Below are 24,914 nucleotides of genomic sequence, written 5' to 3'. Positions count from 1 at the left end.
CATGGACGAAATCGCCGCGGGCCCGGTTTCCAGACTGATTGGCTTTGCTGTCGCGATCCATGGCCCAGGCGGCCTGAACCCTGTATTTGACGATGGGGATGCAGAAGCAAAGCGAACAGCACGAGGGCATCATAACCGATTTGTTTTTGCTTGGGGGCTTGGGGTGTGCCGCATCGGCTGTTGTGCTGGCACGCTTCCAGATCGAAACGCGCCATTGACACCTGACCCATGCTCTTTTACAATGTGGATAACTTTGCAGGCGATGGAGTTCGCCTTTACCTGCCCGACGGCTGATGACTCCTACCGATACCATAAGGTCGGTAGGAGTCTGTTTCGTTTTATCGGGGAAAAAATCGGGCCAACAGAAAGGAATGCACGTATTCATGAACCTACTTTTCCTCAGCGTCGGCGCCTTTTTGGGGACGATCGCGCGCTATGAAGCAGGACAGCTCGTGCCGCCTGCGGAATCCGGGTTTCCACTCGGCACATGGCTGATCAACATGGGCGGCTGCCTGTTTCTCGGCTGGTTTTTCACCCGATGGAGGGCGCCGTCGGCGATTCGGCTTGGCATCGGCACCGGATTTACCGGCTCGTTCACGACTTTTTCCACGTTCTCGGTGGAGACGATGCATTTGATCGACACGGGGCAAGCGGGGATCGCGCTGCTGTACGCGGCTGCAAGCGTAGTCGGCGGGATTTTGTTTGCCGCAGCGGGCTTTTGGGCAGCTGTGCAGCAGGACAAAGCGAATGCGCGAGAAGGGGGGCCCAAGCGATGACGGTCTGGATCGGTTTATGCGGCATCGTTGGTGCGCTCATGAGATTTTACCTGGGAAAAATCATTGCGGACAAAAGCAAAACCGCGTTTCCTTTCGGCACGTTTGTGATCAATCTCACCGGCTCGCTCATTCTCGGGGCGCTGTACGCGCTTTACCAGAGAGGAAGCGTCTCAGGGGAAGTCTGGCTTTTGGCAGGCGTAGGTTTTTGTGGCGCGTATACGACGTTTTCGACGTTCGGGTTGGAAGCCGTCCAGCTTGTGGAGAGAGGCATGCGCAAGGCAGCGCTTTTCTACGTGCTGCTGTCCGCCATTCTCGGCGTTTGCTTTGCCTGGATCGGTTTTCTGCTTTGCGTTTAGACAGGCAAAAAAAGTCCCCACCATTGCAAACGGGAACTTTTTTCGTAAGACAAGCGCTATTCTTCGTAATCAGCCAACGCTTCCACTATTTGGTCCTGAATCGATGTCATCACCTTGGGGCTGGCGGCATAGCCGTTCAACAGGATGGAGAACGCCAGCCTGGTGCCGCCTTTGGTGGTGACATAGCCGGACAGGCTGTTAACTCCCGACATGGAGCCGGTTTTCGCGTGTGCGTTGTTTTCCGCCGCCGTGCCTTTCATCCGGCTCTTTAGCGTCCCGTCCACGCCTGCGATCGGCAGGGAGTCATAATAGATGTCAAACGACTCGGAAGCAGCCATGCCCTCCAGTGCAGCGGCGATGTGGCGGGCGGATATTTGGTCGTAGCGGGTAAGCCCGGAGCCATCGACCATATCGAAATTGGTTGTCCCGCCAAACGATTTCAAGACCGCTTGCACCGCTTCAATACCGGCATCGGCTGTGCCGGAACCGCTTGCCTTGGCGCCGACCGCTTTGAGCAGCATCTCGGCATACAGATTGTCGCTCTTTTTGTTCATGTATGTCAAAATATCGGCGAGCGGCTCCGATTGGAAGACCTTCAGCTTGGTGACTCTTGATGGCAGCTCGCCGCGTTTCACTTCACTGCTACTTGTAAATTTGATGCCGGCTTCCTCCAGCTTTTCCTTCAATACGGTGCCGAAGTAGAGCGCTGGCTGCTCGACCGGCATCCGCTCGTAGTCGGCGTCGCTTCCGAGCGGCAGGTTGCCTTGCAGGCGAATCGTATCTGTCGCACGGTCGCGCAGGATCGTAAACGTGTTTTCTTCATCTTTTGCGACCGTTTTGGCTTCATTGATCACCGTCACATAGCTCGTATTCGGGGTGATCGTCACTTTCACCGGTTTGTCCTTGCGTGCGCCCGGCTCATAGGAGATCATCACGGTCCCGCGATTGAGCGACAGCGCGTCGATCAGCGCGTTGTAGTAGTAGCTTTCGTCATCCCAAGCCCAGCCGAGCCCGAGTCGCTGGTCGTCAAAATAGGTGTCATCGAGGATCAAGTCGCCATTGATGCGCTTGATGCCGCGTTTTTTGATTGCATCGACGATCGACTCGATGGAGACGCCGTCCTGCACCTTCAGCTCATCTTCCGTATGGATGGACGGGTCGCCGTAGCCTTTCACGTACAGATTTCCTTTCAACAGGCCATCGTCGGTTACAGGGGTGGAGGCATAAAGCTCGGTTTTGAAACGGTAGTCGCTGCCCAGCTCGGTCAACGCGGCGGCACCTGTCAAAAGCTTCAGATTGGAAGCAGGGGTCATCAGCTTGTCCGCGTCGTGGGCGTACCAGGTGGCCTCTTTTTCGTTTTCATCCAGCGCTTTTACGATGATGCCAGCAGATACACCGGTCGCTTCCGGTGCGTCGAGGATCGGATCGAGCAGGTCGCTGAGCTTGTAGGATTCCGGTTCGGGCAGTCCAGCGTCGCTTGGCTCATCCAACTCCGGATAGGAGGCCATCAGCACGGCGACTTGATCCTGCAGGCTGCGCGCGTACTTGCTTTTGTAAATGCCGTTGCTGATGATCGAAAAGGCCAGCTTGTCCCCGTTCTTTGCCGTCACATAGCCGGAGAGCGAATTGACGCCGCTCATGGAGCCGGTTTTCGCGATCAGATTCTTTTCGGCAGGCGTGCCTTTCAGGCGATTTGCCAGGGTGCCGTCCACACCGGCGATAGGGAGCGTCGATTCCAAAAGGTCGCTGTACGGTTTGTCCTGAACGTAGCGGAGCAGCTGGACCATCTGCTCGGTCGTGATCAGGTCATAGCGGGACAAGCCGGAGCCGTCAGCCTGGCTGTAGCCGGTCGTAATGCCCGCGTCATTCAGAACATCGGCGACAACCTCCGCGCCGGCTTCCGCGCTGCCTTCCTGCTTTTCCACGGCGCCGAGTGTTTTAAGCAACTGTTCGGCGTAAAAATTATCGCTTTCCTTGTTCAATTCAACCATGATTTCGCCGAGCGGCCGGGACTCGTGGGTTGCGAGAGGCTCATCGTACACCTTGTCCGTCGTCTGGATGCGGATCGAGGAGCCGAGCTTGATGCCCGCTTCTTCGAGCTTGCGCTTCCAGACGTCGCCGACATAAAGCGTCGGATTTTCGATCGAGACATCTTCCTGATAGGAGGAAGCATCCACACCGATCGTGCCGGTTACCGTCACCACATTTTTCCCGCGCGCCCGCGTGACCGTCACATCGGCCGTCTTGCCATCGACCGTTTTCACCTGGTTGTCGATCGTCATGGAATCGGTTTGCGGATCGAGCGTGATGTCCGCTTTCTTGCCTGGCTCGCCAGGGGAGACGGTCAGCGAGACGAAATTTTTGTGCAGAGCGAGCGCGCTGAGCTGGGCGCTGTACCCGTACGGCTCATCGTCCCACATCCAGCCCGCCCCGAGGCGCACATTGTCAAAATAGCTGTCATCGAGCAGCAGGCGGCTGCGCACGGTCGTGACGCCTTTTTCTTTCAGGTCGCGGGCGAGTTCTTCAAGATCGGCCTCCGTCAGCGTCGGGTCGCCATATCCTTTCAAAATCAGCTCGGTGACTTGTCCGCGCGCATTGATGCCGCCTTTTGCGAAAACCTCCGTCTTGAAGGTGTAGTCCGGCCCAAGCCGATCCAGTGCGGCCACGCCGGTAAACAGCTTCATGTTGGAGGCGGGAACATAATTTTTGTCTGCGTTGTGGCTGTAAAGCATTTTGTTTTTTGTCAGATCGTAGATGGAGATGCCTGACTGCATGCCGATGCTCTCGGGGTTTTGTTCGAGGGCATCCAGCACCGCATCGATCTGCGCGGTCAGCGGATCGGCTGTGTGGGCAGAGGCGAGAGTCGGAACTGCCGCCAATTGGAGGAGCAGGCTGAATGCCATCAGCCATTTGAAAAACGGGTTTCTGCACGTTTTTTTCATGAAAACCTCCCTTTTTACGAAATAATATTTCGAAAATTTCAAAAACATTATACGGGAAAATTTTTCGAAATGGCAATGCTCATTTTTGCTTAAATTTGTTGTGAAAAATTTCAATGAATTCCTACAAATTTCGTTATAATAGGCATGTACCATCATTATCCTTAGGAGCTAATGCCCGAGTTAGGAGATTGCCCGAACATGAAGTTGCAGACTCGATTATTCGTTTTCATTGTAAGCGTTGTATTTTTGACAGTCTCGCTGGTCGTTGCTACCCAGGCGTACCGGTCTCGCGAGGCGGCCCTGCAATCAGCCGAGGAATTGGCGCAATCATTGACGAAGCAGTACGCCCGCCAGACGGAAAACAAGCTGGGGAACGCCATGCAGGCGACGAATGCGCTTGCAAGCGTGCTGGCAGCGATGAAGGCAACGAACACGACGTCACGCAAAAGCGTCGATCAAATGCTGCGTAACGTGTTGGAGCAAAACCTGGCATTTACCGCTGTTTGGAGTTTGTGGGAGCCGAACCGGTTCGACGGACTGGATGCGCAATTCGCCAACCCGTCCAAGGAAGACAAGACAGGCGCTTACATGCCCGTCTGGGCGCGCGATGAAGAGAATCGGATCTTGTATGATGAAACATTTGTATACAGCCAGGAAATTACGGAGGATTACTACAAGCTGCCCAAGCAAACGAAGAAGAGCGCTGTGATGGAGCCGTACGCAGGAAGCGTCAGCCACAAGGAAGTGCTGATGACCTCCTTTGTCGCGCCGATTGTGGTGAACGGCGTGTTTGAAGGCGTCGTCGGCGTTGACGTGTCGCTTGGCGATTTGCAAGAGATGAACAACAGCCTGTCCATCTATCAAACGGGAACCGGCATGATTTTGACAGAGAAGGGCACCGTCGTGTCCGCCAAAGCGGCTGACCTGCTCGGAAAAAATGTCGGCGATTCCAAGCTGTCCTACGCAGGCTTGCTGAAAGAGGCGGCAGCAAAAGGAACAGACGGACGGTCGATCGCGGGCGATACGTATTTGGCCTATGCGCCGATCCAGCTGGGCGAGGACGGAAAAGGATGGACATACGCCGTCAGCGTACCGCTGCAGGAAGTGACGGCGGAATCGGACAAAACGCTGATGATCACGCTGGTGACAGGGGGAGCGGGCCTGCTGTTGATCTGCATTTTGATCATGGGCATCACCCGCAGCATCGTGCGCGTCGTCGCGAGGCTGGCGGATCATGCGACACAGGTGGCTGAAGGGGATTTTACCCATTCGATCGAACCGGCATTGCTGTCGCGGCGCGATGAGCTGGGCGTGCTGGCCCGTTCGTTTGCGCGGATCGCGGAAAACATGAACCGGATGATCGGGCAAATTTCGCGCGGCGCGGTGGAAGCGGCGGGCACCGCCGAGCAGCTGCGCCTTGATGCGGGTGAAACGAAGGCGGCTTCCGAGCAGATTTCCCAATCGGTCAGCCAGATCGCCCAAGGCAGCAACGAACAGGCGGCAAGCGCCGAGGAAAGCGCAAAGGCGCTGCAACAGATGGCCGAGCAGATCGGGATGGTGGCGGATACGGCAGCCTCCGTGCTCGGGGCATCCCAGGAGATGTCCAAGCGGGCAGCCGACGGTTTGACCGTTGTCGGCGACGCGATGGTCCAGGTGGAGCAAATCATGAAAACGATCGAGGCGGGCACCGAGCAGGTGGCATCGGTCGTGCACGTGCTCCACAGCGATTCGACGGAAATCCGCGACATTTTGCAGCTGATCTCCCATGTCTCGGCCCAGACGAACCTGCTGTCGCTCAATGCGGCGATCGAGGCGGCACGGTCGGGCGAGGCGGGCCGCGGCTTCGCGGTGGTTGCCGACGAAATCCGCAAGCTGGCGGGCCAGAGCCAATACGCGACCGACCAGATCCAGACGATCATGGGCAATATCCAGAACAATACAAGCATGACGCTTTCCGTGATGGAGAGCGGCAAGGCGGACGTCGAATCGGTAAAAGAGCTGATTCACAATGTCAGCCAGGTGTTTTTTTCGCTGGAGGCGGCGATCGGCGAGACCGAGCGGCAGATCGAGCAGCTGTCCCTCCTGTCCGCCAACATGACGGCAAATGCCGAGGAAGTGACGGCGGGAATCGAGGAGATGGCGACGATCGCCCGCGAATCGACCGGCCAGGTGAACAACGCGGCCCACTCCACCCAGCAGCAGCTGGCGGCGATGAACAGCATCGTACAGTCGGTCATGAACGTGAGCGCGCTGTCGCAAGAGCTTAAGCGACTGGTCAGTTCGTTCAAAGTAAAGGCATAAGAAAAGAAAGCTTTGGCGGTGCAACTGCCAGGATGAAAAAACGATTGCGCAAAGGGAGAGGGAAAAGCTATGGACATTCGAATTGAACGCAATGTGCGCGTTGCCATGCGCGACGGCGTAACGCTGTCTGCCGATGTGTATCGTCCCAAGGAAGAAGGGCGCTATCCGGCGATCGTTGTGCGCACCCCTTATTTGAAAACCTCGAAGGCGACGTTTGAAAATGGCAGCTATTTTGCCCGGCACGGGTTCGCTGTCGTCTATATGGATGTTCGCGGTCGCGGCGATTCCGACGGCGTATTCAAGCCGTATTTCAATGAAGGCCAAGACGGCTATGACTCGATCGAGTGGGCGGCGGCGCAGCCATGGTGCACCGGTGCTGTAGGTACGATGGGCGGCTCGTATTTGGCCCGCATTCAATGGCTGACCGCCATTACCCAGCCTCCATCGCTCAAGGCGATGATTTGCTCGGTGACGCCGTCCGATCCGTTTGTGGAATGGCCGACAGGCGTGCCGACGCCGCACCATCTCTGCTGGCTTCATATGGTCAGCGGACGCGTGATGCAAAATGTCGACGTGATCGATTGGGAGAACGTCTACTGGCATTTGCCGCTTGCGACGATGGATGAGTTAACCGGCAAGCTTTCCGCCGAATGGCGGGAGGAGTTCGAGCATCCCCAGCTTGACGAATATTGGGAGCGCATCTGCTACCAGACCAAGTTCGACCGCGTCGATGTACCGGTCATGCACATCTCGGGCTGGTATGATGATGAGCAGGTCGGGACGCCGCTCAACTTCATCGGCATGACGAAGGGGGCGAAAAGCGAGTTCGCCCGCCAAAACCAGAAGCTTTTGATGGGGCCGTGGCCGCATGGCATCAATGAGTCGACCAAGCTCGGCGACATCGATTTCGGGCCGGATTCGGTCATCGATCTCAAAGGCTACCAGCTGCGCTGGTTCAATCACTGGCTCAAAGGCGAGGACAGCGGCATCATGGCGGAGCCGCCGGTGCGGATGTTCGTGATGGGCGAGAACAAATGGCGCGATGAATCGCAATGGCCGCTTGCGAATACGGAGTGGACCAGGTTTTATTTGCGCAGCAACGGAATGGCGAACAGCCGCTTTGGCGATGGCTGGCTGTCGACCGAACAGCCTCCTGCAGACGGCGAGGCGGCAGCAGACCGGTTCACCTACGATCCGGCCAACCCGGTGCCATTCATCACCGAGCCGACCTCGGCACAGATCGGCGGCCCTGACGATTATTCCGCGATCGAGCGGCGGGATGATGTGCTTGTCTACTGCACGGACGTGCTGGAGCACGATGTGGAAGTGAGCGGACCGATCCGCATGGAGCTGTTCGCTTCCTCCAGCGCGGTGGATACCGATTTCACCGTGAAGCTCTTGGACGCCTGGCCGAACGGGTTCGCGCAGCGTTTGACCGACGGGCTGGTGCGCGCCCGCTTCCGCGATGGTATGGACAAGCCGTCATTGATCGAGCCGGACAAGGTGTATCAGTATGACGTGGATTGCTGGAACACGAGCCATGTTTTCAAAAAAGGGCACCGCATTCGTGTGGAAATCTCTTCGAGCGCCTTCCCGAAATATGACCGCAATCTCAATACAGGCGCACCGCTCGGGAAAACGACGGAAATGGTCGTAGCCAAGCAGACGATCTACCATGAACCGGGGCATGCGTCCGCGATCGTGCTGCCGATCATCCCGCGCAAGTAGGGCGTCCGGTCGGAAAAGCGTTGGCGAATGACTGCGCATAAGCAGTACAATAGAAGAGACAGCGGCATCGATCGCTGTCTCTTTCGTTTTTGACAGTGCATGATAACCTGCCGTACTAAATGACTGGTTTCTTCGCTTCTCAAGAGTTCGTCAGCGTCGTTCGGGGCGTTTCAATGTAAATAAATCCGACATTTTTGCATAATATTCCCCAGCGAGACGACCTACCGGTTTAAGGTTGGCCAAATCTATTTTCCCATCCTTGTATAGTACATCATCGATGTGAATTTTGACGACACGACCAATAACGAGGTTTGATGATCCAGCTCCTTCCCCAAATGCCAGTATGTTCTCCAATACACATTCCATTTGTATGGGACTTTCTTTAACTCGATAAGGCATCACTTTCGAGCTGGGAATAGGCGTTAAACCGGTCTCTTGAAACTCATCAATATCTGATGCAAATTCTATGGATGTTTCGTTCACTTTTGCAACAATATCCTCTGTAACGATATTGACCACAAATTGTCCTGTTTCTTCAATGTTGCGTGTGGTATCTTTCTTTGTACCATCTTCAGGACGAATGAGGGGGGCAAAAGCTATAATAAAAGGTTGAGGACATACGCCGCAAAAATTACTGAAAGGCGCAAGATTCGGAATGCCACTTTTAGAAATGGTAGAGACCAAAGCAATCGGCCTCGGCAAAATGGAGCCTGTGTATAATTTGTAGCTGTCTTTCCACGTAAGATTTTCAGGAATAATTTCCACTCTGATTTCATCCTTTCTTGATGTTATGGCTGCAGTATACAAATTAGAGTCGACTCGAGGTCAAGGGGGATAGTATGATGCGATGCTAGACACTTGACTTCGATCTAACTCTAAGTTGTACGATAATATCAAAATCACATGACAAAGAAGGGTGCATCCCATGCTGACCATTAGCCAAGTAACAGAAAGGACAGGGTTAACCCCTTATACATTGCGTTATTACGAGAAAATTGGAGTTCTGAAGGGACCGAGTCGCAGAGAGGGAGGGGCACGAACCTACACCGAGAGCGAGGTTTCATATATTCAATGTTTGACTAATCTAAAAAAGTTAGGTTTATCACTCGGGGAGATCACAGAGTTTACCCGTGACGGTTGTGTGATGGACAAAATACAGCAAGGGGAAGACCCTGCCAACTTTACTCCCACATTAAACAAGCGAACCGAAATACTTTCGAAATATCTGTTGAATCTGGAAGCCAAGCGTCAGGAACTGGATCACATTATTTCACTTGCAAAAGAGAAGCTAGCCGGTTATCTTGAGCTTTCCAAAGGAAGTTACGAAGATCCGATATAAGTATGGCCTAGAGCTAAATGAATTGCGTAATCTTACTGGGCTATACCCAGGCACGATGATAAACGGATGCTCATTTGTTGAGCAAATCTGCACGTAACTTAACGCAACCGCCAGTCTATAACTTTATTATCCCGTCCAATACTTTATATCTGTCTAAAACTTTATTATCTCTACATAACAGGCAACCGTGGAGGTGCAGTTTGGTGGGCAAAGACAAAATCGTCGTGACCCGAAATATTCCCGAGCCGATCGTGGCCCGGCTGCGGGATGCGGCGGACGTTTTTTTATGGGAGCAAGACGAGGTGGCGATCCCGCGCGAGGTGCTGCTGAAGGAAGCGAGCGACGCCTCCGCGCTCTATACGAATTTGACGGATCGGATCGACCGGGAGCTGTTTGACGCCGCGCCGCACTTGCGGGTGGTAGCGAACCTTGCCGTCGGGTTCGACAACATCGATATCGCCGAAGCCACCCGTCGGGGCATTCCGGTCGGGCATACGCCGGGCGTGCTGACGGAAACGACGGCCGATTTGACGTTTGCGCTGCTGATGGCGGTGGCGCGGCGGATACCCGAAGCGGACCGTTTCGTGCGCGATGGCAGCTGGAAAAGCTGGTCGCCGATGCTTTTGACCGGACAAGATGTGCATGGGGCGACCATCGGCATCATCGGAATGGGGCGGATCGGCGAGGCGGTGGCGCGGCGGGCGAAAGGCTTCGAGATGAACATTCTGTATCACAACCGCAGCCGCAGACCGGAAGCGGAACAGGCGCTTGGCGCCCAATACAGCGAGATGGACGACCTTTTGCGCGAATCCGATTATGTCGTGCTGATGGCGCCGGCAACGGCAGAGACCGGCAAAATGATCGGGCAGCGCGAACTGGCGCTGATGAAGCCGAATGCGATCTTTGTCAACGCTTCCCGCGGGACCAATGTGGATGAGGAAGCGCTCTATGACGCCTTGAAAGAGCGGAAAATCTGGGCAGCGGGTCTCGACGTATTCGAACGCGAGCCGATCGGCGCCGATCATCCGCTGCTTGCGCTCGACAATGTCGTGGTCGCCCCGCATATCGGAAGCGCCAGCATCGCGACGCGCACCCGGATGGCGATGATCACGGCGGACAACATTTTGCTCGGGCTCGCAGGCGAGAAGCTGCTGCATGCGGTGAATCCCGAAGTCTATGAAAAGTAAGGGAACAGTTGCAGCACAAGCGGCCTCATTCCAATAGAAAATAGGCCGTTGATAGAAAAAGAAGGATAGGCCCTTTTTTCGCAAAAGGTGTCCATCCTTCTTTTTTTCGTACAAACGTAGAAGGGCATGCGTCAAACCGCATCGATGCTTTCGACGCCTTTGCGGATTTTGGCCAGCAGTTCAACAAGCTGTGTCCGCTCTTCCGGCGCAAGCTCGCTCATCATCTGGGAAATGAGCATGAACTGCATCGGAAGCAGCTTTTGCATCAGGGCCAGCCCGCCCTCCGTCAAGTGGATGGTGTACATCCGCCGATCAGAGGGATGATCGTGTCTTTCGACGAGTCCGTCCCGTTCCAATCCATCCAGCAAGCCTGTGATGGTGCCGCGCGTCACGCCTGCCCGGGCCGCAAGCTCCGATGGCGGCAGGCCGGTTTCGGCGTTGCGTATGAGGAGCATCAAGAGGGTGACTTTTCCACGCGACAGACCGAATTGGGAAAGGTGGTGATCGGAAACCGTGAATACTTCGCTGGCTGCCCGCAAAAAGAGCAGATAGGTCTCGACAGCCGTTACGTCGAGTTCCGGATAAAAGACGGAGTATTCTTTCAATGTTTGCCGTGTCGGTATGTCACGCAAGTCAAACTCCAAAAGATTTTTCACCTCCCTGGTATTCGTCCTGGCAGAAAAAGCGGCACGCATTCGCTTGCGCAAAGAGGGATGTCTGGAATCGCAGCAATTATTGAATATATATACACGTAATTATACTATATGATATTTTGAAAGAAGAAGTCGGAAGAAGGAGATTTTGGTCCATGGATTGTCGACAGATAGCTATTACGGGAACAGGCATGTATGTGCCGCCGCGTCGTGTCACCTCAGCGGAGCTGGATCAGCGCCTCGGGCTTGCGGCCGGTTGGACGGCCAAAAAAACAGGCGTGCTGGAACGGCGCTATGCGGAAGGGGAAACGTCGTCGCAAATGGGGGCAAAGGCGGCCAGAGCTGCCTTGGAGCAGGCAGGATACGAGCTGTCCGACATCGACTGCATCGTTGGCGTGAGCGGTACCGCCCAGCAGGAGATTCCTTGCACGGCGGCGTTGATCCAGCGGGAGCTGGGCGGCGGCGGAAGCGGCATCCCCGCTTTCGATCTGAACTCGACCTGCCTCAGCTTTGTGGCCGGGCTTGACACGATTTCGTATTTGGTCGATGCGGGCCGGTATCGTCGGGTGCTTTTGGTCGCATCCGAGATCGCTTCCGTCGGCCTCGATTGGGAGCAAAAGGAAAGCTGCACGCTGTTTGGCGACGGCGCCGCAGCGGCGATTATCGAACGAACGCCAGCGGGGAGCGCCTCTCGCATTTTGGCCGCCCGGATGGAAACATACAGCAAAGGGGCGCACTTGTCGGAAATTCGCGGCGGCGGGACGATGCTGCACCCGCGCATGTACAGCGAGACGACCAAGGCGGATTTTCTGTTTCAAATGGATGGACGGGGTATTTTTCGAATGACGAGCCGGATGATCGAGCCGTTTGTGGAGAAGCTTTTGGCAGCGAGCGGAATCGGCATGGATGAGATCGACTGGGTCATTCCGCATCAGGCGAGCGGCATGTCCATGCGCATCATGCGGGAAAAGCTGGGGGTTCGTCCCGAGCGCTTCATTATGAATATTGCCAATTACGGAAATACAATCGCGACGAGCATTCCGCTCGCCTTGCACGAAACAATTGCAACGGGAGAGATCAAGCGGGGCGATCGCGTGCTGCTGCTCGGCGTCTCCGCAGGGCTGTCGCTTGGGGGAATCGTGCTTGCGTATTGAGTCGCAGGGCCGGCGCATTTTGCTGACAGGGGCGCGGGCGCCGGTCACACTCGAACTCGCGCGGATGTTCGCCCGGGCGGGGCATACGGTATTTGCGGCGGACAGCATCGCTTGCCATGGCTGCCGCTTTTCCCGCGCTGTGGAGCAGTCGTTTCTGGTAGCACCGCCCCGGCAGCAGCCCGAGCAGTTTATCCGCGATCTGCTTACGGTAATCCGCAGGGAGCGGATCGAGCTGTTGATCCCGACCTGCGAGGAAATTTTTTATATTGCCCAGGCACGCGATGAATTGGCGGCGCATTGCCAGGTGCTTGCAGAGCCGCTCGATCGGCTGGAGCAGTTGCACGATAAATACCGGTTTATCCAGATGGTGCAGTCATTCGGCCTGCCGGTGCCGCGAACCGTGCTTTGCCGTTCGCAAGCGGAACTGTCGGATGCATTGCGCGCTTGGCAGCCAGCCGATCAGGCGGTCGTCGTCAAGCCGGTTTTTTCCCGATTCGGCGCGCGGATCGCCATCGTCACCGACGGGAAAAATCCGCTTGCCGCAAACGAAATTTCACCGGATGTACCGTGGCTTGCGCAGGCGTACGTATCGGGCACCGAGCTTTCGACCTACACGCTCGCGCAAGAGGGCAAAGTGCTCGCGCATACCACGTATCAAGGCAGCTTTCGGGCGGGCATCGGGGCGTCGATTGCGTTCGCCCATCGGGATGGGCCGCAGATTGAGAGCTGGGTGGAAGAGGTGGTGGGCCGCCTCGGCTTCAGCGGACAGATCGCCTTCGACTTGATCGAGGCGGAGGACGGGACGCTGTACCCGCTGGAATGCAATCCACGCGCGACGAGCGGCATTCATTTGCTCGCCGGTTCGCCCGATTTTGCGCCATGCTTTTTCCGGCAGCCGTCTGTGCCGGTCTGCCCGATGGATGCCCGTGCCATGCTGTCTGCCGCGATGTGGCTGTACGGCTTGCCGGCCGCCATCAGCGAGCGCCGTATGGGCGAATGGCTGCGGACGATGCGCACCTCGCGGGATGTGCTGTTTCGCTGGGACGATCCGCTGCCGCTGCTCGCGCAAGGCTTGACGCTGCTTTCCTTTTGGAAAAGAAGCCGGCACCACGATGCGTCGCTGTTGGCTGCGACGACACTCGATATCGAATGGAACGGGGATGTGCGATGAAGCTGTTGGTTACCGGGGCGACCGGTTTTTTGGGACAAAAGACGGTGCAGCGCCTGCACGCGCAAGGTCATGACGTGACGGCGCTCGGGCGCAACGAGGCGATCGGGCAGCAGCTGGAATCGCAGGGCATTCGCTTTGCCAAGGCCGATCTGCGCCAGCGCGCGGGCATCATGGACGCGTGCCGGGGCATGGACATGGTGCTGCATTGCGGAGCGCTTTCCTCACCATGGGGACGGTACGACGATTTTTACCAGACCAATGTGGAAGGGACGCGCCACGTGATCGCGGGCTGCCGCGCGCATGGGGTGAAGCGGCTTGTCCACGTTTCGACGCCCAGCATTTATTTCGCGTACCGCGACCGTTTGGCGATCGCGGAGGACGCCCCCTTGCCGCGCCGCTTTGCCAACGCGTATGCCCAGACCAAGCATGCAGCGGAGCAAGACGTGTTGCGGGCTGCCGAGACAGGGCTTGAAACCGTCATTCTGCGCCCGCGCGCGCTGTTTGGCCCGGGGGACACCACCATCATCCCGAGGCTGATCCGGGCGAACGAGAAAGGCTTCGTCCCGCTGATTAACGGCGGGATGGCCCTGCTCGATGTCACGTACATCGACAACGTGGTGGACAGTTTGCTGCTCGCCATGCACGCGCGGCCGCAGGCTTTGGGCAAAGCCTACAACATCACGAATGGACAGCCGATTGAGCTGAAGCGGATGTTGGATTTGCTGTTTGCCAGGATGGGCGTGCCCTTTCGCGGGCGCAAGATTGCCTATCCTGTCGCAGCGTTATTGGCAGCCGGGATGGAAGCGCTGGCGAAACTTGCGCCGCGCAGCAAGGAACCGCTCCTGACCCGCTACACCGTAGGCGTTTTGGCGAAAAGCCAGACGCTCGACATCAGCGCCGCAAGAAGAGAGCTTGGCTATGAGCCGGCCATCAGCATAGAGGAAGGGATCGATCGATTTGTACAATGGTGGCAAAAGGGAGCAGACGGACATTCGCTTTGAGTTGTTGTGCGCCGGATACTGCACCCATCGCGAAAAAATGACGCTGCAGACAGGCAGCTGGCAACAAATCCGCATTCCCGCGCTATTCGGCTTGATCCATCATCCGACAGCGGGGCCGATTTTGTTTGATACCGGCTATGCAGAACATTTTGAACAGGCGTGCAGCCGCTTTCCGTATTCGCTGTACAAACGGGTGACACCCGTTACTTTCCGGCCGGAAGAAGGGGCGGCGGCCCAGCTGCGCGCGCGGGGCATACAGCCGGAAGACGTCCGCCACATCATTTTGTCCCATTTCCATGCGGACCACGTGGCAGGCTGTGCGGATTTCCCGAATGCCACGTTTTACTGCTTCCGCTCCGCTTATGAGTTCGTCAAGGAAAAACAAGGGCTGGCCGCTGTTCGTTACGGCTTTGTCCCAAGCCTGCTGCCCCCTGATTTCGCAAATCGGGCGGTTTTCCTGGACACAAGCGAGCCGGTCGAGCTGCCGGATGAGCTGGAAGCGTTCGATGCGGGGTATGATGTGCTGGGCGATGGCAGTCTCATCGCGATCGAAATGAGCGGACATGCCGTCGGGCAGTTCGGGCTGTATTTTCGCACGGCATCAGGTGAGCAGGTACTGCTGTGCGCCGATGCGGTCTGGTCGAGCAAGGCGTACCGCGAGGCGATTTCGCCGCATCTGTTCGCCTATTGGTTGTTTCCCGACCGGAGCGCATACAATGACACGCTGTCCCGGCTCCATCTCACGTACAAATGTTACCCGCAGGTGACGATCATCCCGTCGCATTGCGGGGAATGGTGGGAGCAGGTGAAAAAAGGATGGGAGTAGGAAGCAGGTTCGCGGATTTGGCCGCGTTCATCCGCTATTATGCCAATGCTAAACGGGGCGGGCGCTTTCGGACGCGGGCCGCGCTGGAGGCATGGCAGGATCGGCAGGTTCGCGCTTTTCTGGCCTTCGTGCGCAGCCGGTCGCCTTTTTACCGCGAGTATTACAGCGGCTTGGAGGAGCGTGACTGGCAGCGCTATCCCCTGATTGACAAAACGATCATGATGGCGGAGTTCGACCGGTTGAACACGGCGGGGATCGGACGGGAGGAGGCGTTTGCCCTTGCGCTAAAAGCGGAGGAGACGCGCGACTTCACCCCGGAAATCAGGGGGATCACCATCGGGCTGTCTTCCGGTACGTCCGGCAACAGAGGGCTTTTTCTCGTCAGCCCGCAGGAGCGGGTGATGTGGGCTGCTACCATGTTGGGAAAAGCGCTCCCCGGTTCGCTCTTTGCGGAGCAGCGCATCGCGTTTTTCCTGCGGGCCAACAGCAACCTGTACGGCTCCGTGCAAAAGGGGCGCATCCAGTTTCGGTTTTTTGATTTGCTGGATGACGTGTCTTGCCATATCGAGCGCCTGAATCGCTATCAGCCGTCGATCATTGTAGCCCCGCCCTCCATGCTGCGCTTGTTGGGGGAGGCGCAAATGCGCGGCGAGCTTGCTGTCGCACCGGCCAAAATCATTTCGGTGGCGGAGGTGCTCGATCCGCTCGACCAGTCGTTTTTGTCAGCGTGCTTTAAACAAGTTATCCATCAGGTGTACCAGTGCACGGAAGGGTTTCTGGCGACGACCTGCAGCCACGGCACCCTTCATTTGAATGAAGACTTGCTGGTGATCCAAAAAGAGTACCTGGACCGTGAGCAAGGGAAATTCGTTCCGATCATCACCGATTTCACCCGCACGACACAGCCGATCATCCGCTATCGGCTCAATGACATTTTGACCGAGCAGAGGGTGCCATGCCCGTGCGGGTCCGTCTTTACGCCGATCGCTTCTATCGAAGGGCGATGTGACGACCTGTTTTATTTCCCATCGGTGAAAAACGGCGAGCTGGTGCCGGTATTCCCGGATTTCATCCGCAGGGCAGTGATCGCGGCGACACCGGATGTCTGTGAATATCGCGTGATTCAGGAAGGTCCGCAGCATGTGCAGATCATGCTGCGCGGGCCGGAAGCCAAGAGGCAGGAGATGGAAGACGCGGTGGCGGCAAGCCTGTGCCATATTCTTGAGGGGATGGGGGTTCGACCGCCCGTCATCGGCTTTATCCCGTATGAGTTCGTCCCCGGCGCGACCAAGCTGCGTCGGGTGGAGAGGAGATGTACGCTTGTGTGAGAGAGAGGAGCCGGCATTGTACGGCAAAGAAACGATCGGACGGCTGCGCTGGGAGACAAAGCGCGACGGAGCGTATGCCAAAGCCTACCTCGAGCCGCTGATCAAAGACGGGGTGGAGCCGTATATCGCCAACATCCGCACGACGATGCTGGCATTGACCATCGACGATCTGGTGATGCCTGTCACGGTCAATGATGCCGACTATGACAACGCCTATGTGTGCTCGCCGTATACGCATTATGTCAGCTATGCGAAGGAAGAGCTGTATCTGGTTCCGGCCGGGTGGCAGCGGGCGCTGCTAGGCGGCGTATTGACGATGTTGGGCAGGTGGCTGCGGGCAGGGCGCGTCAACAAGGTCGTGTGCGTCAACAATTGGCTGCTCTCGACCAACCTGTACCATCCGCTGACGGCCGAACAGCTCGCGCGCATCACCGCTTTTTTGGCAGACTTGTACCCTGATCACGCGATCTTGTTCCGGTCGGTGCAGGACGGTACGGGCGGAATGCTGCCCAAGCTGTTGACCGAAGCGGGATACAAGGCGATCATGAGCAGGCAGATTTATGTGTACAAGCCGGAGCAGGACGGCGAGCTGCCCTCCAAGCACCGCTGGATTCTCAAACGCGATCAGAAGCTGCTTTCTGCGTGCCCGTACACCGTGCGGCGCAATGATGAGATCGGCGATGAGGAGGTGGGACGGATTGCGGAGCTGTACGGGCAATTGTATTTGGACAAGTATTCGCTGCACAACCCGCAGTTTACCGAACGGTTCATCCGCCTGGCCTTGCGCGAGCATTTGCTCTCCATCGCGCTCTTGACGGGTGGGGACAAAGCGGAAGCGGCGAAAGGCGGGCGGCAGGCAGCAGATGCGGTGCTCGGTTATTTCGTCCGCAACGGCGTCATGACGACACCGCTTTTCGGCTATGATACGAACGTTCCGGTGGAGGCGGGCTTGTATCGGCTGCTTTCGGCCCAACTCGTGGCCGATGCGCGCCAGCACGGACTCATTCTCCACCAAAGCTCGGGGGCCGCATCGTTCAAGCGCTGCCGCGGGGCGAGGCCGCATGTGGAATGGAACATGGTTTACGACCGGCATTTGCCTGCCCGCCGGCGGCAGGTTTGGGCGGGCTTGCAATGGATTTCCGAAAAAATCGGGATGCCGTTGATGAGGCGGCTGAAGCTGTGAGGGAGCACTCCTGTTGTGGGAGTGCTTTTTTTGTTGCCTCGCCCATGTTTGTAATTCATGTCTAGCTTCTGACAAAATTAATGCGAAGGTTTCCAAATGAACATACCATCTTTGCTTATATAACCCCATTTCGTTCCGACTTGTACATTTGCCAGGTTGTTAACAAAATCATAAGCAAAGTCAAAAGTCGGCGGTATCAGGAACTCCCCTTCTTTATTTATAAACCCCCATTTATTATTTTCTGCAATAACAGCCAATCCTTCAGAAAAATGATCTCCATAACGATACTTAGGGGCAATTAAATAGTTACCTTCCTTGTCAATCACACCATACTTCCCCGAATCTTTTACGAATGCTAACCCCTCATAGAAATCCATTAATTCAACCTCGGCAGTTTTGGTTTCAGGTTGAATGATAACTTTACCAAGCTTATTAATGTAATAATGATCATTTGATGTGCTTGTAACTGCCGCTAATCCTTCATGAAATTGATTGGCCTCTTTATATAAATGTTTACTAACAGCAGCTCCGTTTTTATCAATATAGCCCCATCCATTATTATTTCGTACAGGTGCCAGACCTTCTGAAAATGGAAGTGCATCGACATATAGGGTGTTTATTTTAAGATCTCCTGTTTCGTCAATAAAGCCTACCTTCCTATTACGTTCTACCATTGCACGGCCATCTGAGAAATTACCACCTGAGTCAAACTGCGGCCGAATCTTTACGTTTCCGGATCGATTTATATATCCAGTCAAGCTGTTTACTTTAACAGGATAAAGGTAACCATTGCAGCTTTCAGTAGGAGTATAGCCAAGCAGGACAAGTAAAGAGCATCCAAGATTCAATATTTTTTGCAAAAATGCGTACATAACGCTTTCTCCTCTATTTATACAATAATTGATTCATCACCATAACCCGTGCTAGACATTGAAAAAACGTAGATGTTCCTCTATCGTGAAAGTTGTCCAGACCATCACAAGATAGGAGGAAATCTACGTTGTCTAACAAGTTTACCACAGACTTTATCGGTCTTCCATCGTTTCAACTTTCCCATTGGGACAAAACGACTGAAATCGATTGGGTAGTGACTCTCACTCCCAATCCAGCCTCTCATCTGTGTCCTCTCTGCCTGAAAGAGAGCACCAATCATGCTCGCCCAGGGTTCCGTCTTCTTCGTCACCGCTTTATTCCTTCATGGGGTACTGTCTGGGTACGTGTTCCTGTTTATCGACAACGTTGCAACGATTGCCAGATCACCTGGACTCTCGAATGGGATGGAATTCCCTATCGAGGAACGGCTACTTTTGCGTTTCGTCAAATGGCTGTTGAGTTGTGTCAGAAGAGGGATTTGCTTAGCGTTTCCAAACAACTCGGAATCTGCTATACGACATTGGAACGGTGGTATTACCAACTGGCTCCTCAGCTTCTCGCTAAACCCCAAGATCCTCTTACGCCTACTATGGTCTGTCTGGACGAGTTTGCTCTCCAAAAAGGACACAAGTACGGTGTAAACCTCATGGATGCACAAAGCGGGCATATCTGGCAGGTCACAGAAGGGCGTTCACGTGAACAGGTTCGTAACGCTCTGATGAACTGGCCCTTTGCTACGCCTCCACAGGTTGTTGTGACAGACTTGGCTCCTGGAATGGCTGAGACAGTTCGAAGCGTTTGGAAGGATGCAACCGTAGTAGCAGACAAGTTCCACGTCATTCAGCTCTTCTCCAAATCGTTAGAAGCTGCTCGTAAACGTACTCGTTCGCGGGGAACTCATCGCCGGGGTAGACATGAACAACGTCTGCTCCACACATCTCCCGATAAACTGAAACCTGAGGAACAGGAAGAATTGAAAGCCTGGTTAGCTCAAGATCCCCATTTGGAACGCCTTTACAACGCTTTACAGCACATGAGAACGGTGTATGCAGCCCAGACAGAAGAATCGGGGAAAGAAGCACTCCAACAATGGATTACTGAACATCTCATTTCTCCCACCTCTGCCATTCGATCGATTGCAAAAACAATTGTCCAATGGCGTGATCCGATTCAGCATTATTTTTCATTTCGGATCACGAATGCTCCGATTGAAGGGACGCACAACAAAGTGAAAGTCATCAAGCGACGAGCCTATGGGTATCGCAACATTGAGCGGTTCAAGATTCGAATTCGGCTAGAGTGTAAACCAGCCATATAAAAGTGAAAAACTACGATAGAGGAAGATCAAGCACGATTAACGGTGAAGAGCTCAATAATTGAAAATAATGAAAAATAATCCAAATATGTAAATGATGGTATTAGCATTTCAAAAGTCTTGTCGATTATTCAATTATTAATTCCATTTAATCAAACAGTTGTATCTGCGTCCTACCTAGATGTTCCTACTCGTTTAGCTTCCGTTAACCGCCCGCCGCATTTGACAGTAAGCGCATTCCTTTGCGATGCTATACAGGAGGATTGACGAAGGGGTGTACAAATTGAGCAAAACATTGGTGTTGGCGGAAAAGCCTTCCGTTGGACGTGATATAGCGAAAGTGCTGGAATGCCATAAAAAAGGAAACGGGTTTTTTGAAGGGGAGCGTTACATTGTGACATGGGCCTTGGGCCATTTGGTGACACTGGCAGACCCGGAAAACTACGGTCAGCAATACAGCGCGTGGCGGATTGAGGATTTGCCGATTTTGCCGTCTTCCTTGCGCCTGGTCGTGATCAAGGAAAGCAACCGGCAGTTCCAAACGGTCAAGCAACAAATGAACCGCAACGATGTGAAAGAGATCGTCATCGCGACCGATGCCGGCCGGGAAGGGGAGCTGGTGGCACGCTGGATCATTGAGCTGGCACACCCCAAAAAGCCTTTGAAACGGCTGTGGATTTCGTCGGTAACAGACAAAGCGATCAAAGACGGCTTCCGCAATTTGCGCGACGGACGGGAATTTGAAAACTTGTATGCCTCCGCAGCGGCCCGCGCCGAAGCGGACTGGATGGTCGGCATCAATGCGACGCGCGCCCTGACGTGCCGGCACAACGCACAGCTCTCCTGCGGCCGCGTCCAGACGCCGACGATTGCCATCATCGCCAAGCGCGAGGAAGAGATTCGCCAGTTTGTACCCAAACCGTTTTACGGCATGACAGCCGTGACGCAGGATCATCTCAAGCTGCAATGGCAAGATCAGCAGACGCGTGAGATGCGCACCTTTTCCAAAGAAAAGGCCGACCAGCTGCTCGCTTCCGTTAGAAACAAGCATGCCGAGGTGATCGACGTCACCAAAGCGCTGAAAAAAAGCTATGCGCCGCAGCTGTACGATTTGACCGAGCTTCAGCGGGACGCCAACAAGCTGTTCGGCTACTCGGCAAAAGAAACGCTGTCGATCATGCAAGGCTTGTATGAAAACCACAAGGTGCTGACCTATCCGCGAACCGATTCGCGCTTCCTCTCGTCCGATCTGGTCGAAACGCTTGCCGATCGGGTCAAAGCGGTGCAGGTCAAACCGTACAGCCCGCTTGCGGCCAAAGTGCTGCGTGCGCCGATATCAGCCAACAAATCATTTGTCGACGACAGCAAGGTCTCCGATCACCACGCGATCATCCCGACCGAGCAATCGGTGTTCCCGGGTGCCTTGAGCGACAAGGAGCGGAAAATTTTTGATCTGGTGGTCAAACGCTTCCTCGCCGTGCTGTTCCCGCCGTTTGAATACGAGCAGACGACGATCAAGGCCAAGATCGGCAATGAGGTTTTCCTCGCGAAAGGAAAACGGGTGATCAACCTTGGTTGGAAGGAAGTCTACGACCACGATGTCGAGGACGACGAGGGAAAAGACGACCTGGCGGATCAGCTGCTTCCCGAGATCAACAAAGGCGACCAGCTGCGCATCGCCGCCGTTTCCCAAACCAAAGGGGAGACCAAGCCGCCTGAACCGTTTACGGAAGCGAGCCTGCTGTCCGCGATGGAGAATCCGGCAAAATACATGGCGGCCGAAAGCAAAGACCTGATCCAAACGATCGGGGAAACCGGCGGGCTGGGCACGGTGGCGACACGCGCGGATATTATCGAAAAGCTGTTCAACAGCTTCCTGATCGAGAAACGCGGCAAAAGCATCTACATCACCTCCAAAGGAAAGCAACTGCTGGAGCTGGTTCCAGCCGACATGCAATCGCCGACACTGACCGCCAAATGGGAGCAAAAGCTGTCCGCGATCGCCAAAGGCAAGCTGAACAAGCAAGCCTTCATCGGCGAGATGAAAGCCTACGCCCAATCGGTCGTGGCGGAAATCAAAAACAGCGACAAGCAGTTCAAGCACGAAAACATGACCCGCAGCAAATGTCCGGAATGCGGCAAGTTTTTGCTGGAGGTAAACGGCAAAAAAGGCAAGATGCTCGTTTGCCAGGATCGGGAGTGCGGCTACCGCAAAGGCATCGCCAAAGTGACCAACGCCCGCTGCCCGCAATGCCACAAGCGGCTGGAGCTGCGCGGCGAGGGCGAAGGCCAGACGTTTGTCTGCGTCTGCGGCCATCGGGAGAAGCTGTCCGCCTTCAACGCGCGGCGGGATAAGGAAAAGGGCACCAAGCTCTCCAAGAAGGAAGTCGCGCAATACATGAACAAACAAAACAAAGAGCAGGATGAGCCGCTTAACGCCGATTTGTGGGGCGCGCTGTCCAAGCTGAAATTTGACAAATAGGAAGAAGCCTGCACGCCATCGTAGCGTTGCAGGCTTTTTATCGCTATGTTTGCTGACAAACCCGATTCTTTTGCAGAGTCGGTTTTTTTCTACCAATACGCAGGCTGGGGGAAAAAATAGAGCGATAGGGCTATTCGTACAGGCAATTTTTGCAGGCTTTCATAAGATACATCACAATCGCATCGTCCGCTCCTGGAAAAACGAAGAGAGAGGAGTCTTTGATGTGACGACCAAAATCGCATTACGTGCCAGCAAGCAAGTCAGAGGCATGCTGTCGCTGCATCCGCAGATGGCAGAATCACTCGGAATCGCGGGAGATACGACAATGCTCCTGCGCTATGGAGCCTTGTCCGAGAAGATTCATGTCACGCTCTCCTCTGGGGCGGTCGGAGAAAATGAAGCGGCCTTATCTCGCGAAACCATTGCCAGCCTGCGCATTCCGCTCTTCTCTCGCTATGAAATCGCCGTGAATGAGCAGGAAATCCGGCTGGGGCCGTACATCGGCTTTCTGGTCTCGCACTCGATGAAAAACATGAAAGAGCATTTGCACAAACTCGACGAATATCTCGCCTTGTATGAACAGGTCGGCGGAACGGTCATCGCGTTTGCGCTCTCCGGCGTGAACACGCGACGCCAGACGATCCGCGGCTATGTCTTCCATCCGCAGACCAAACGCTGGATCATCGGCACGTACAGCTATCCGGCAGCGCTCTTTATCAAGATCGGGATGCTCCCTGTACGTTACCGCGACCACTTCCAATCGATCATGGGCGATACCGTCTTCAACAATTTCAACTATCACAAATGGAAGATGCACCAGCTGCTGCAATCATCCGGGCTTGGCAACTATTTGCCGGTCAGCCAACTCTACCGGAAATCGGGTGATTTGCTCCATTTCTTGCAGCATCATCAGCAAGCCTATGTCAAACCGATTCGCGGTTCCCAGGGCAAGTCAATCTGGAAAATCGTACGCCTGAATCAAGGCTACCTTGTTCGCTCGCGGGTGGAGGGGAACAACCGCAAACACTTCATAGCGACAGACCAACTGTTTTCGACCTTTGTTCGCAAACGCCTTCGACCGCAAACCTGCATGATGCAAAAGGCGATTCGGCTGTTTTCGGCGAACAACCGCATCTTTGATTTTCGCGTCATCATGGTCAAAAACCAGGCGGGCAAATGGGAGGACATGGGGCTGATCACCCGCTACGGCAAACCGGGCAGCATCGTCAGCAACATCAAGGCGGGGGGCAGTGCCGAGACGGGCGAACGCACATTGCGCCAAACTTTCGGGCTGACGGAACACAAGGCAAACCGGATGAGGAAAAAACTTTCCCTGCTCGCGCACCGCGTGGCCAGGAGCCTGGATGCAGCCGGGATTCATTGCGGAAACATGGGCGTCGACATCGGCATGGACACCGAGCGTAACGTGTGGATCATCGAAATCCAGCATAACAATCCCGATCACACCTTGGCGCTGGATGCGAATGAGCGTGGTTTGTACCAGGCGATTTTGCGCAACCACTTGCTATATATGAAATGGCTGGCGGGATTCGGTAGACAGGCGGAAAGGTAAGGGATCACGGATGGGCAAGACAATCGGCATCATGGGCGGAATGGGCCCGATGGCAACCATTGATCTGTTTGAAAAAATCGTGGCGCATACCCCGGCGGCAACGGATCAGGATCATATCCGCATGCTCATCTACAATAACCCCAAAATTCCTTCGCGGATGGAAGCGATTTTGGAGCAAAAGGAAGATCCGCTGCCCGAAATGATCCGATCCGCCCGGCTTTTGGAGGCGGCAGGGGTGGATTTCATCCTGATCCCGTGCCATACGGCGCATGCGTGGTATGAACCGTTGCAAGACGCGGTGACGATCCCGATCGTCCACATGATCGAGAATACGGTCGCCTGGATCGAGCGGCATCATCCACAGCTGGCTGATCGCATCCTGCTCCTCGCGACGACAGCTACGCTGCAAAAGCGACTCTATCAACATGCGTTTTCGGCAAAAGGCATGCGACTCCACATCCCGTCGCAAGCGGAGCAGCAAGTCATCGCGGCCGCAATCGCCGAAGCCAAAGCATCGCGCATTCAGACCAATCCGCACATCGGAGCGCTCAATCGGCTGTTTGCGCATCATCAGGAACAGGGAGTCGCTGCGGTGCTTGGCGCCTGCACGGAAATTCCGCTGTTGTTCCCGTATTTGGATGAGCAGATGAAAAAGCTCGATCCGACGCTGTTTTTGGCAAAACGGGCGATCAGTCTCGCACAAGAGTAATGATGGTTACGGCTCCG

At 55.2% G+C, this 24,914-nt stretch carries 20 protein-coding genes and 1 riboswitch; of the genes, 16 read left to right on the top strand and 4 right to left on the bottom strand.

The window, feature by feature from the left end:
- Positions 1–249 precede the first annotated feature (249 nt).
- Positions 250–310: riboswitch (Fluoride riboswitch) on the top strand.
- Between the two features lie 73 nt (positions 311–383).
- Positions 384–776 (top strand): fluoride efflux transporter CrcB, encoded by a 393-nt coding sequence (crcB, locus tag ACTID9_RS21965; protein ID WP_441066997.1) that lies wholly within the window; start codon positions 384–386, stop codon positions 774–776.
- On the top strand, positions 773–1,132 hold the full coding sequence (gene crcB, locus ACTID9_RS21960; protein ID WP_441066996.1) for a fluoride efflux transporter CrcB: 360 nt from the start codon (positions 773–775) through the stop codon (positions 1,130–1,132). Before crcB (ACTID9_RS21965) ends, crcB (ACTID9_RS21960) begins: the two co-directional genes overlap by 4 nt.
- A gap of 56 nt (positions 1,133–1,188) precedes the next feature.
- Here crcB (ACTID9_RS21960) and dacB read toward each other — a convergent pair whose 3' ends face one another.
- Positions 1,189–4,074: a D-alanyl-D-alanine carboxypeptidase/D-alanyl-D-alanine endopeptidase gene (gene dacB, locus ACTID9_RS21955; RefSeq protein ID WP_441066995.1), complete on the bottom strand. Its 2,886-nt coding sequence runs from the start codon at positions 4,072–4,074 to the stop codon at positions 1,189–1,191.
- Positions 4,075–4,272: 198 nt separating this feature from the next.
- Between dacB and ACTID9_RS21950 the strand changes: the two genes are divergently transcribed.
- A complete protein-coding gene (locus ACTID9_RS21950) occupies positions 4,273–6,375 on the top strand; it encodes a methyl-accepting chemotaxis protein (protein ID WP_441066994.1) in 2,103 nt (700 codons plus the stop codon).
- 69 nt (positions 6,376–6,444) lie between these two features.
- Complete coding sequence (locus ACTID9_RS21945) at positions 6,445–8,103, top strand: CocE/NonD family hydrolase (protein WP_441066993.1); 1,659 nt, start codon at positions 6,445–6,447, stop codon at positions 8,101–8,103.
- A 150-nt stretch (positions 8,104–8,253) separates the two neighbouring features.
- Here the strand turns inward: ACTID9_RS21945 and ACTID9_RS21940 are convergent, their stop codons facing one another.
- Complete coding sequence (locus ACTID9_RS21940) at positions 8,254–8,868, bottom strand: flavin reductase family protein (RefSeq protein ID WP_441066992.1); 615 nt, start codon at positions 8,866–8,868, stop codon at positions 8,254–8,256.
- A 160-nt stretch (positions 8,869–9,028) separates the two neighbouring features.
- On the opposite strand from ACTID9_RS21940, the gene ACTID9_RS21935 reads away from it, so the two are divergent.
- Together ACTID9_RS21935 and ACTID9_RS21930 are read left to right on the top strand one after the other, a co-directional pair.
- Entirely contained in the window at positions 9,029–9,442 is a 414-nt protein-coding gene (locus ACTID9_RS21935; protein ID WP_441066991.1) for a MerR family transcriptional regulator, read from the top strand.
- A gap of 203 nt (positions 9,443–9,645) precedes the next feature.
- The gene (locus tag ACTID9_RS21930) at positions 9,646–10,629 is read left to right on the top strand and encodes a 2-hydroxyacid dehydrogenase (protein WP_441066990.1); all 984 of its coding nucleotides are present in this window, start codon (positions 9,646–9,648) and stop codon (positions 10,627–10,629) included.
- 131 nt (positions 10,630–10,760) lie between these two features.
- Here ACTID9_RS21930 and ACTID9_RS21925 read toward each other — a convergent pair whose 3' ends face one another.
- Positions 10,761–11,273, bottom strand: coding sequence for a MarR family winged helix-turn-helix transcriptional regulator (locus tag ACTID9_RS21925; RefSeq protein WP_441066989.1), 513 nt, complete (start codon positions 11,271–11,273; stop codon positions 10,761–10,763).
- Positions 11,274–11,437: 164 nt separating this feature from the next.
- On the opposite strand from ACTID9_RS21925, the gene ACTID9_RS21920 reads away from it, so the two are divergent.
- The 6 genes from ACTID9_RS21920 to ACTID9_RS21895 are packed head-to-tail and all read left to right on the top strand — an operon-like array spanning position 11,438 to position 17,945.
- Positions 11,438–12,436, top strand: a complete 999-nt coding sequence (locus ACTID9_RS21920) for a beta-ketoacyl-ACP synthase III (RefSeq protein ID WP_441066988.1) — start codon at positions 11,438–11,440, stop codon at positions 12,434–12,436.
- Entirely contained in the window at positions 12,426–13,607 is a 1,182-nt protein-coding gene (locus tag ACTID9_RS21915) for an ATP-grasp domain-containing protein (protein WP_441066987.1), read from the top strand. Before ACTID9_RS21920 ends, ACTID9_RS21915 begins: the two co-directional genes overlap by 11 nt.
- Positions 13,604–14,608 (top strand): NAD-dependent epimerase/dehydratase family protein, encoded by a 1,005-nt coding sequence (locus ACTID9_RS21910; RefSeq protein WP_441066986.1) that lies wholly within the window; start codon positions 13,604–13,606, stop codon positions 14,606–14,608. The genes ACTID9_RS21915 and ACTID9_RS21910 overlap by 4 nt, the downstream gene beginning before the upstream one ends.
- Positions 14,565–15,434: an MBL fold metallo-hydrolase gene (locus ACTID9_RS21905; protein WP_441066985.1), complete on the top strand. Its 870-nt coding sequence runs from the start codon at positions 14,565–14,567 to the stop codon at positions 15,432–15,434. Before ACTID9_RS21910 ends, ACTID9_RS21905 begins: the two co-directional genes overlap by 44 nt.
- Positions 15,425–16,762, top strand: coding sequence for a F390 synthetase-related protein (locus ACTID9_RS21900; protein WP_441066984.1), 1,338 nt, complete (start codon positions 15,425–15,427; stop codon positions 16,760–16,762). Before ACTID9_RS21905 ends, ACTID9_RS21900 begins: the two co-directional genes overlap by 10 nt.
- Complete coding sequence (locus tag ACTID9_RS21895) at positions 16,755–17,945, top strand: GNAT family N-acetyltransferase (RefSeq protein ID WP_441066983.1); 1,191 nt, start codon at positions 16,755–16,757, stop codon at positions 17,943–17,945. The genes ACTID9_RS21900 and ACTID9_RS21895 overlap by 8 nt, the downstream gene beginning before the upstream one ends.
- A gap of 77 nt (positions 17,946–18,022) precedes the next feature.
- Here the strand turns inward: ACTID9_RS21895 and ACTID9_RS21890 are convergent, their stop codons facing one another.
- On the bottom strand, positions 18,023–18,817 hold the full coding sequence (locus ACTID9_RS21890; RefSeq protein WP_441066982.1) for a WG repeat-containing protein: 795 nt from the start codon (positions 18,815–18,817) through the stop codon (positions 18,023–18,025).
- Between the two features lie 128 nt (positions 18,818–18,945).
- On the opposite strand from ACTID9_RS21890, the gene ACTID9_RS21885 reads away from it, so the two are divergent.
- From ACTID9_RS21885 to ACTID9_RS21870, 4 genes are all read left to right on the top strand, one after another.
- Positions 18,946–20,136, top strand: a complete 1,191-nt coding sequence (locus ACTID9_RS21885) for an ISL3 family transposase (protein WP_441066981.1) — start codon at positions 18,946–18,948, stop codon at positions 20,134–20,136.
- Between the two features lie 280 nt (positions 20,137–20,416).
- A complete protein-coding gene (locus ACTID9_RS21880; protein ID WP_441066980.1) occupies positions 20,417–22,615 on the top strand; it encodes a DNA topoisomerase III in 2,199 nt (732 codons plus the stop codon).
- Positions 22,616–22,838: 223 nt separating this feature from the next.
- Positions 22,839–24,188, top strand: coding sequence for a YheC/YheD family endospore coat-associated protein (locus tag ACTID9_RS21875; RefSeq protein ID WP_441066979.1), 1,350 nt, complete (start codon positions 22,839–22,841; stop codon positions 24,186–24,188).
- A gap of 10 nt (positions 24,189–24,198) precedes the next feature.
- Positions 24,199–24,897 carry an aspartate/glutamate racemase family protein gene (locus tag ACTID9_RS21870; protein WP_441066978.1) on the top strand — a complete coding sequence of 233 codons (699 nt, stop codon included), beginning with the start codon at positions 24,199–24,201 and terminating at the stop codon, positions 24,895–24,897.
- Positions 24,898–24,914: the final 17 nt, after the last annotated feature.

Origin of the sequence: Brevibacillus fluminis (assembly GCF_052072235.1) — a bacterium.
GTDB classification, from domain to species: Bacteria; Bacillota; Bacilli; order Brevibacillales; family Brevibacillaceae; genus Brevibacillus_D; species Brevibacillus_D fluminis_A.
This window is presented reverse-complemented; position numbering and strand designations above follow the sequence as displayed.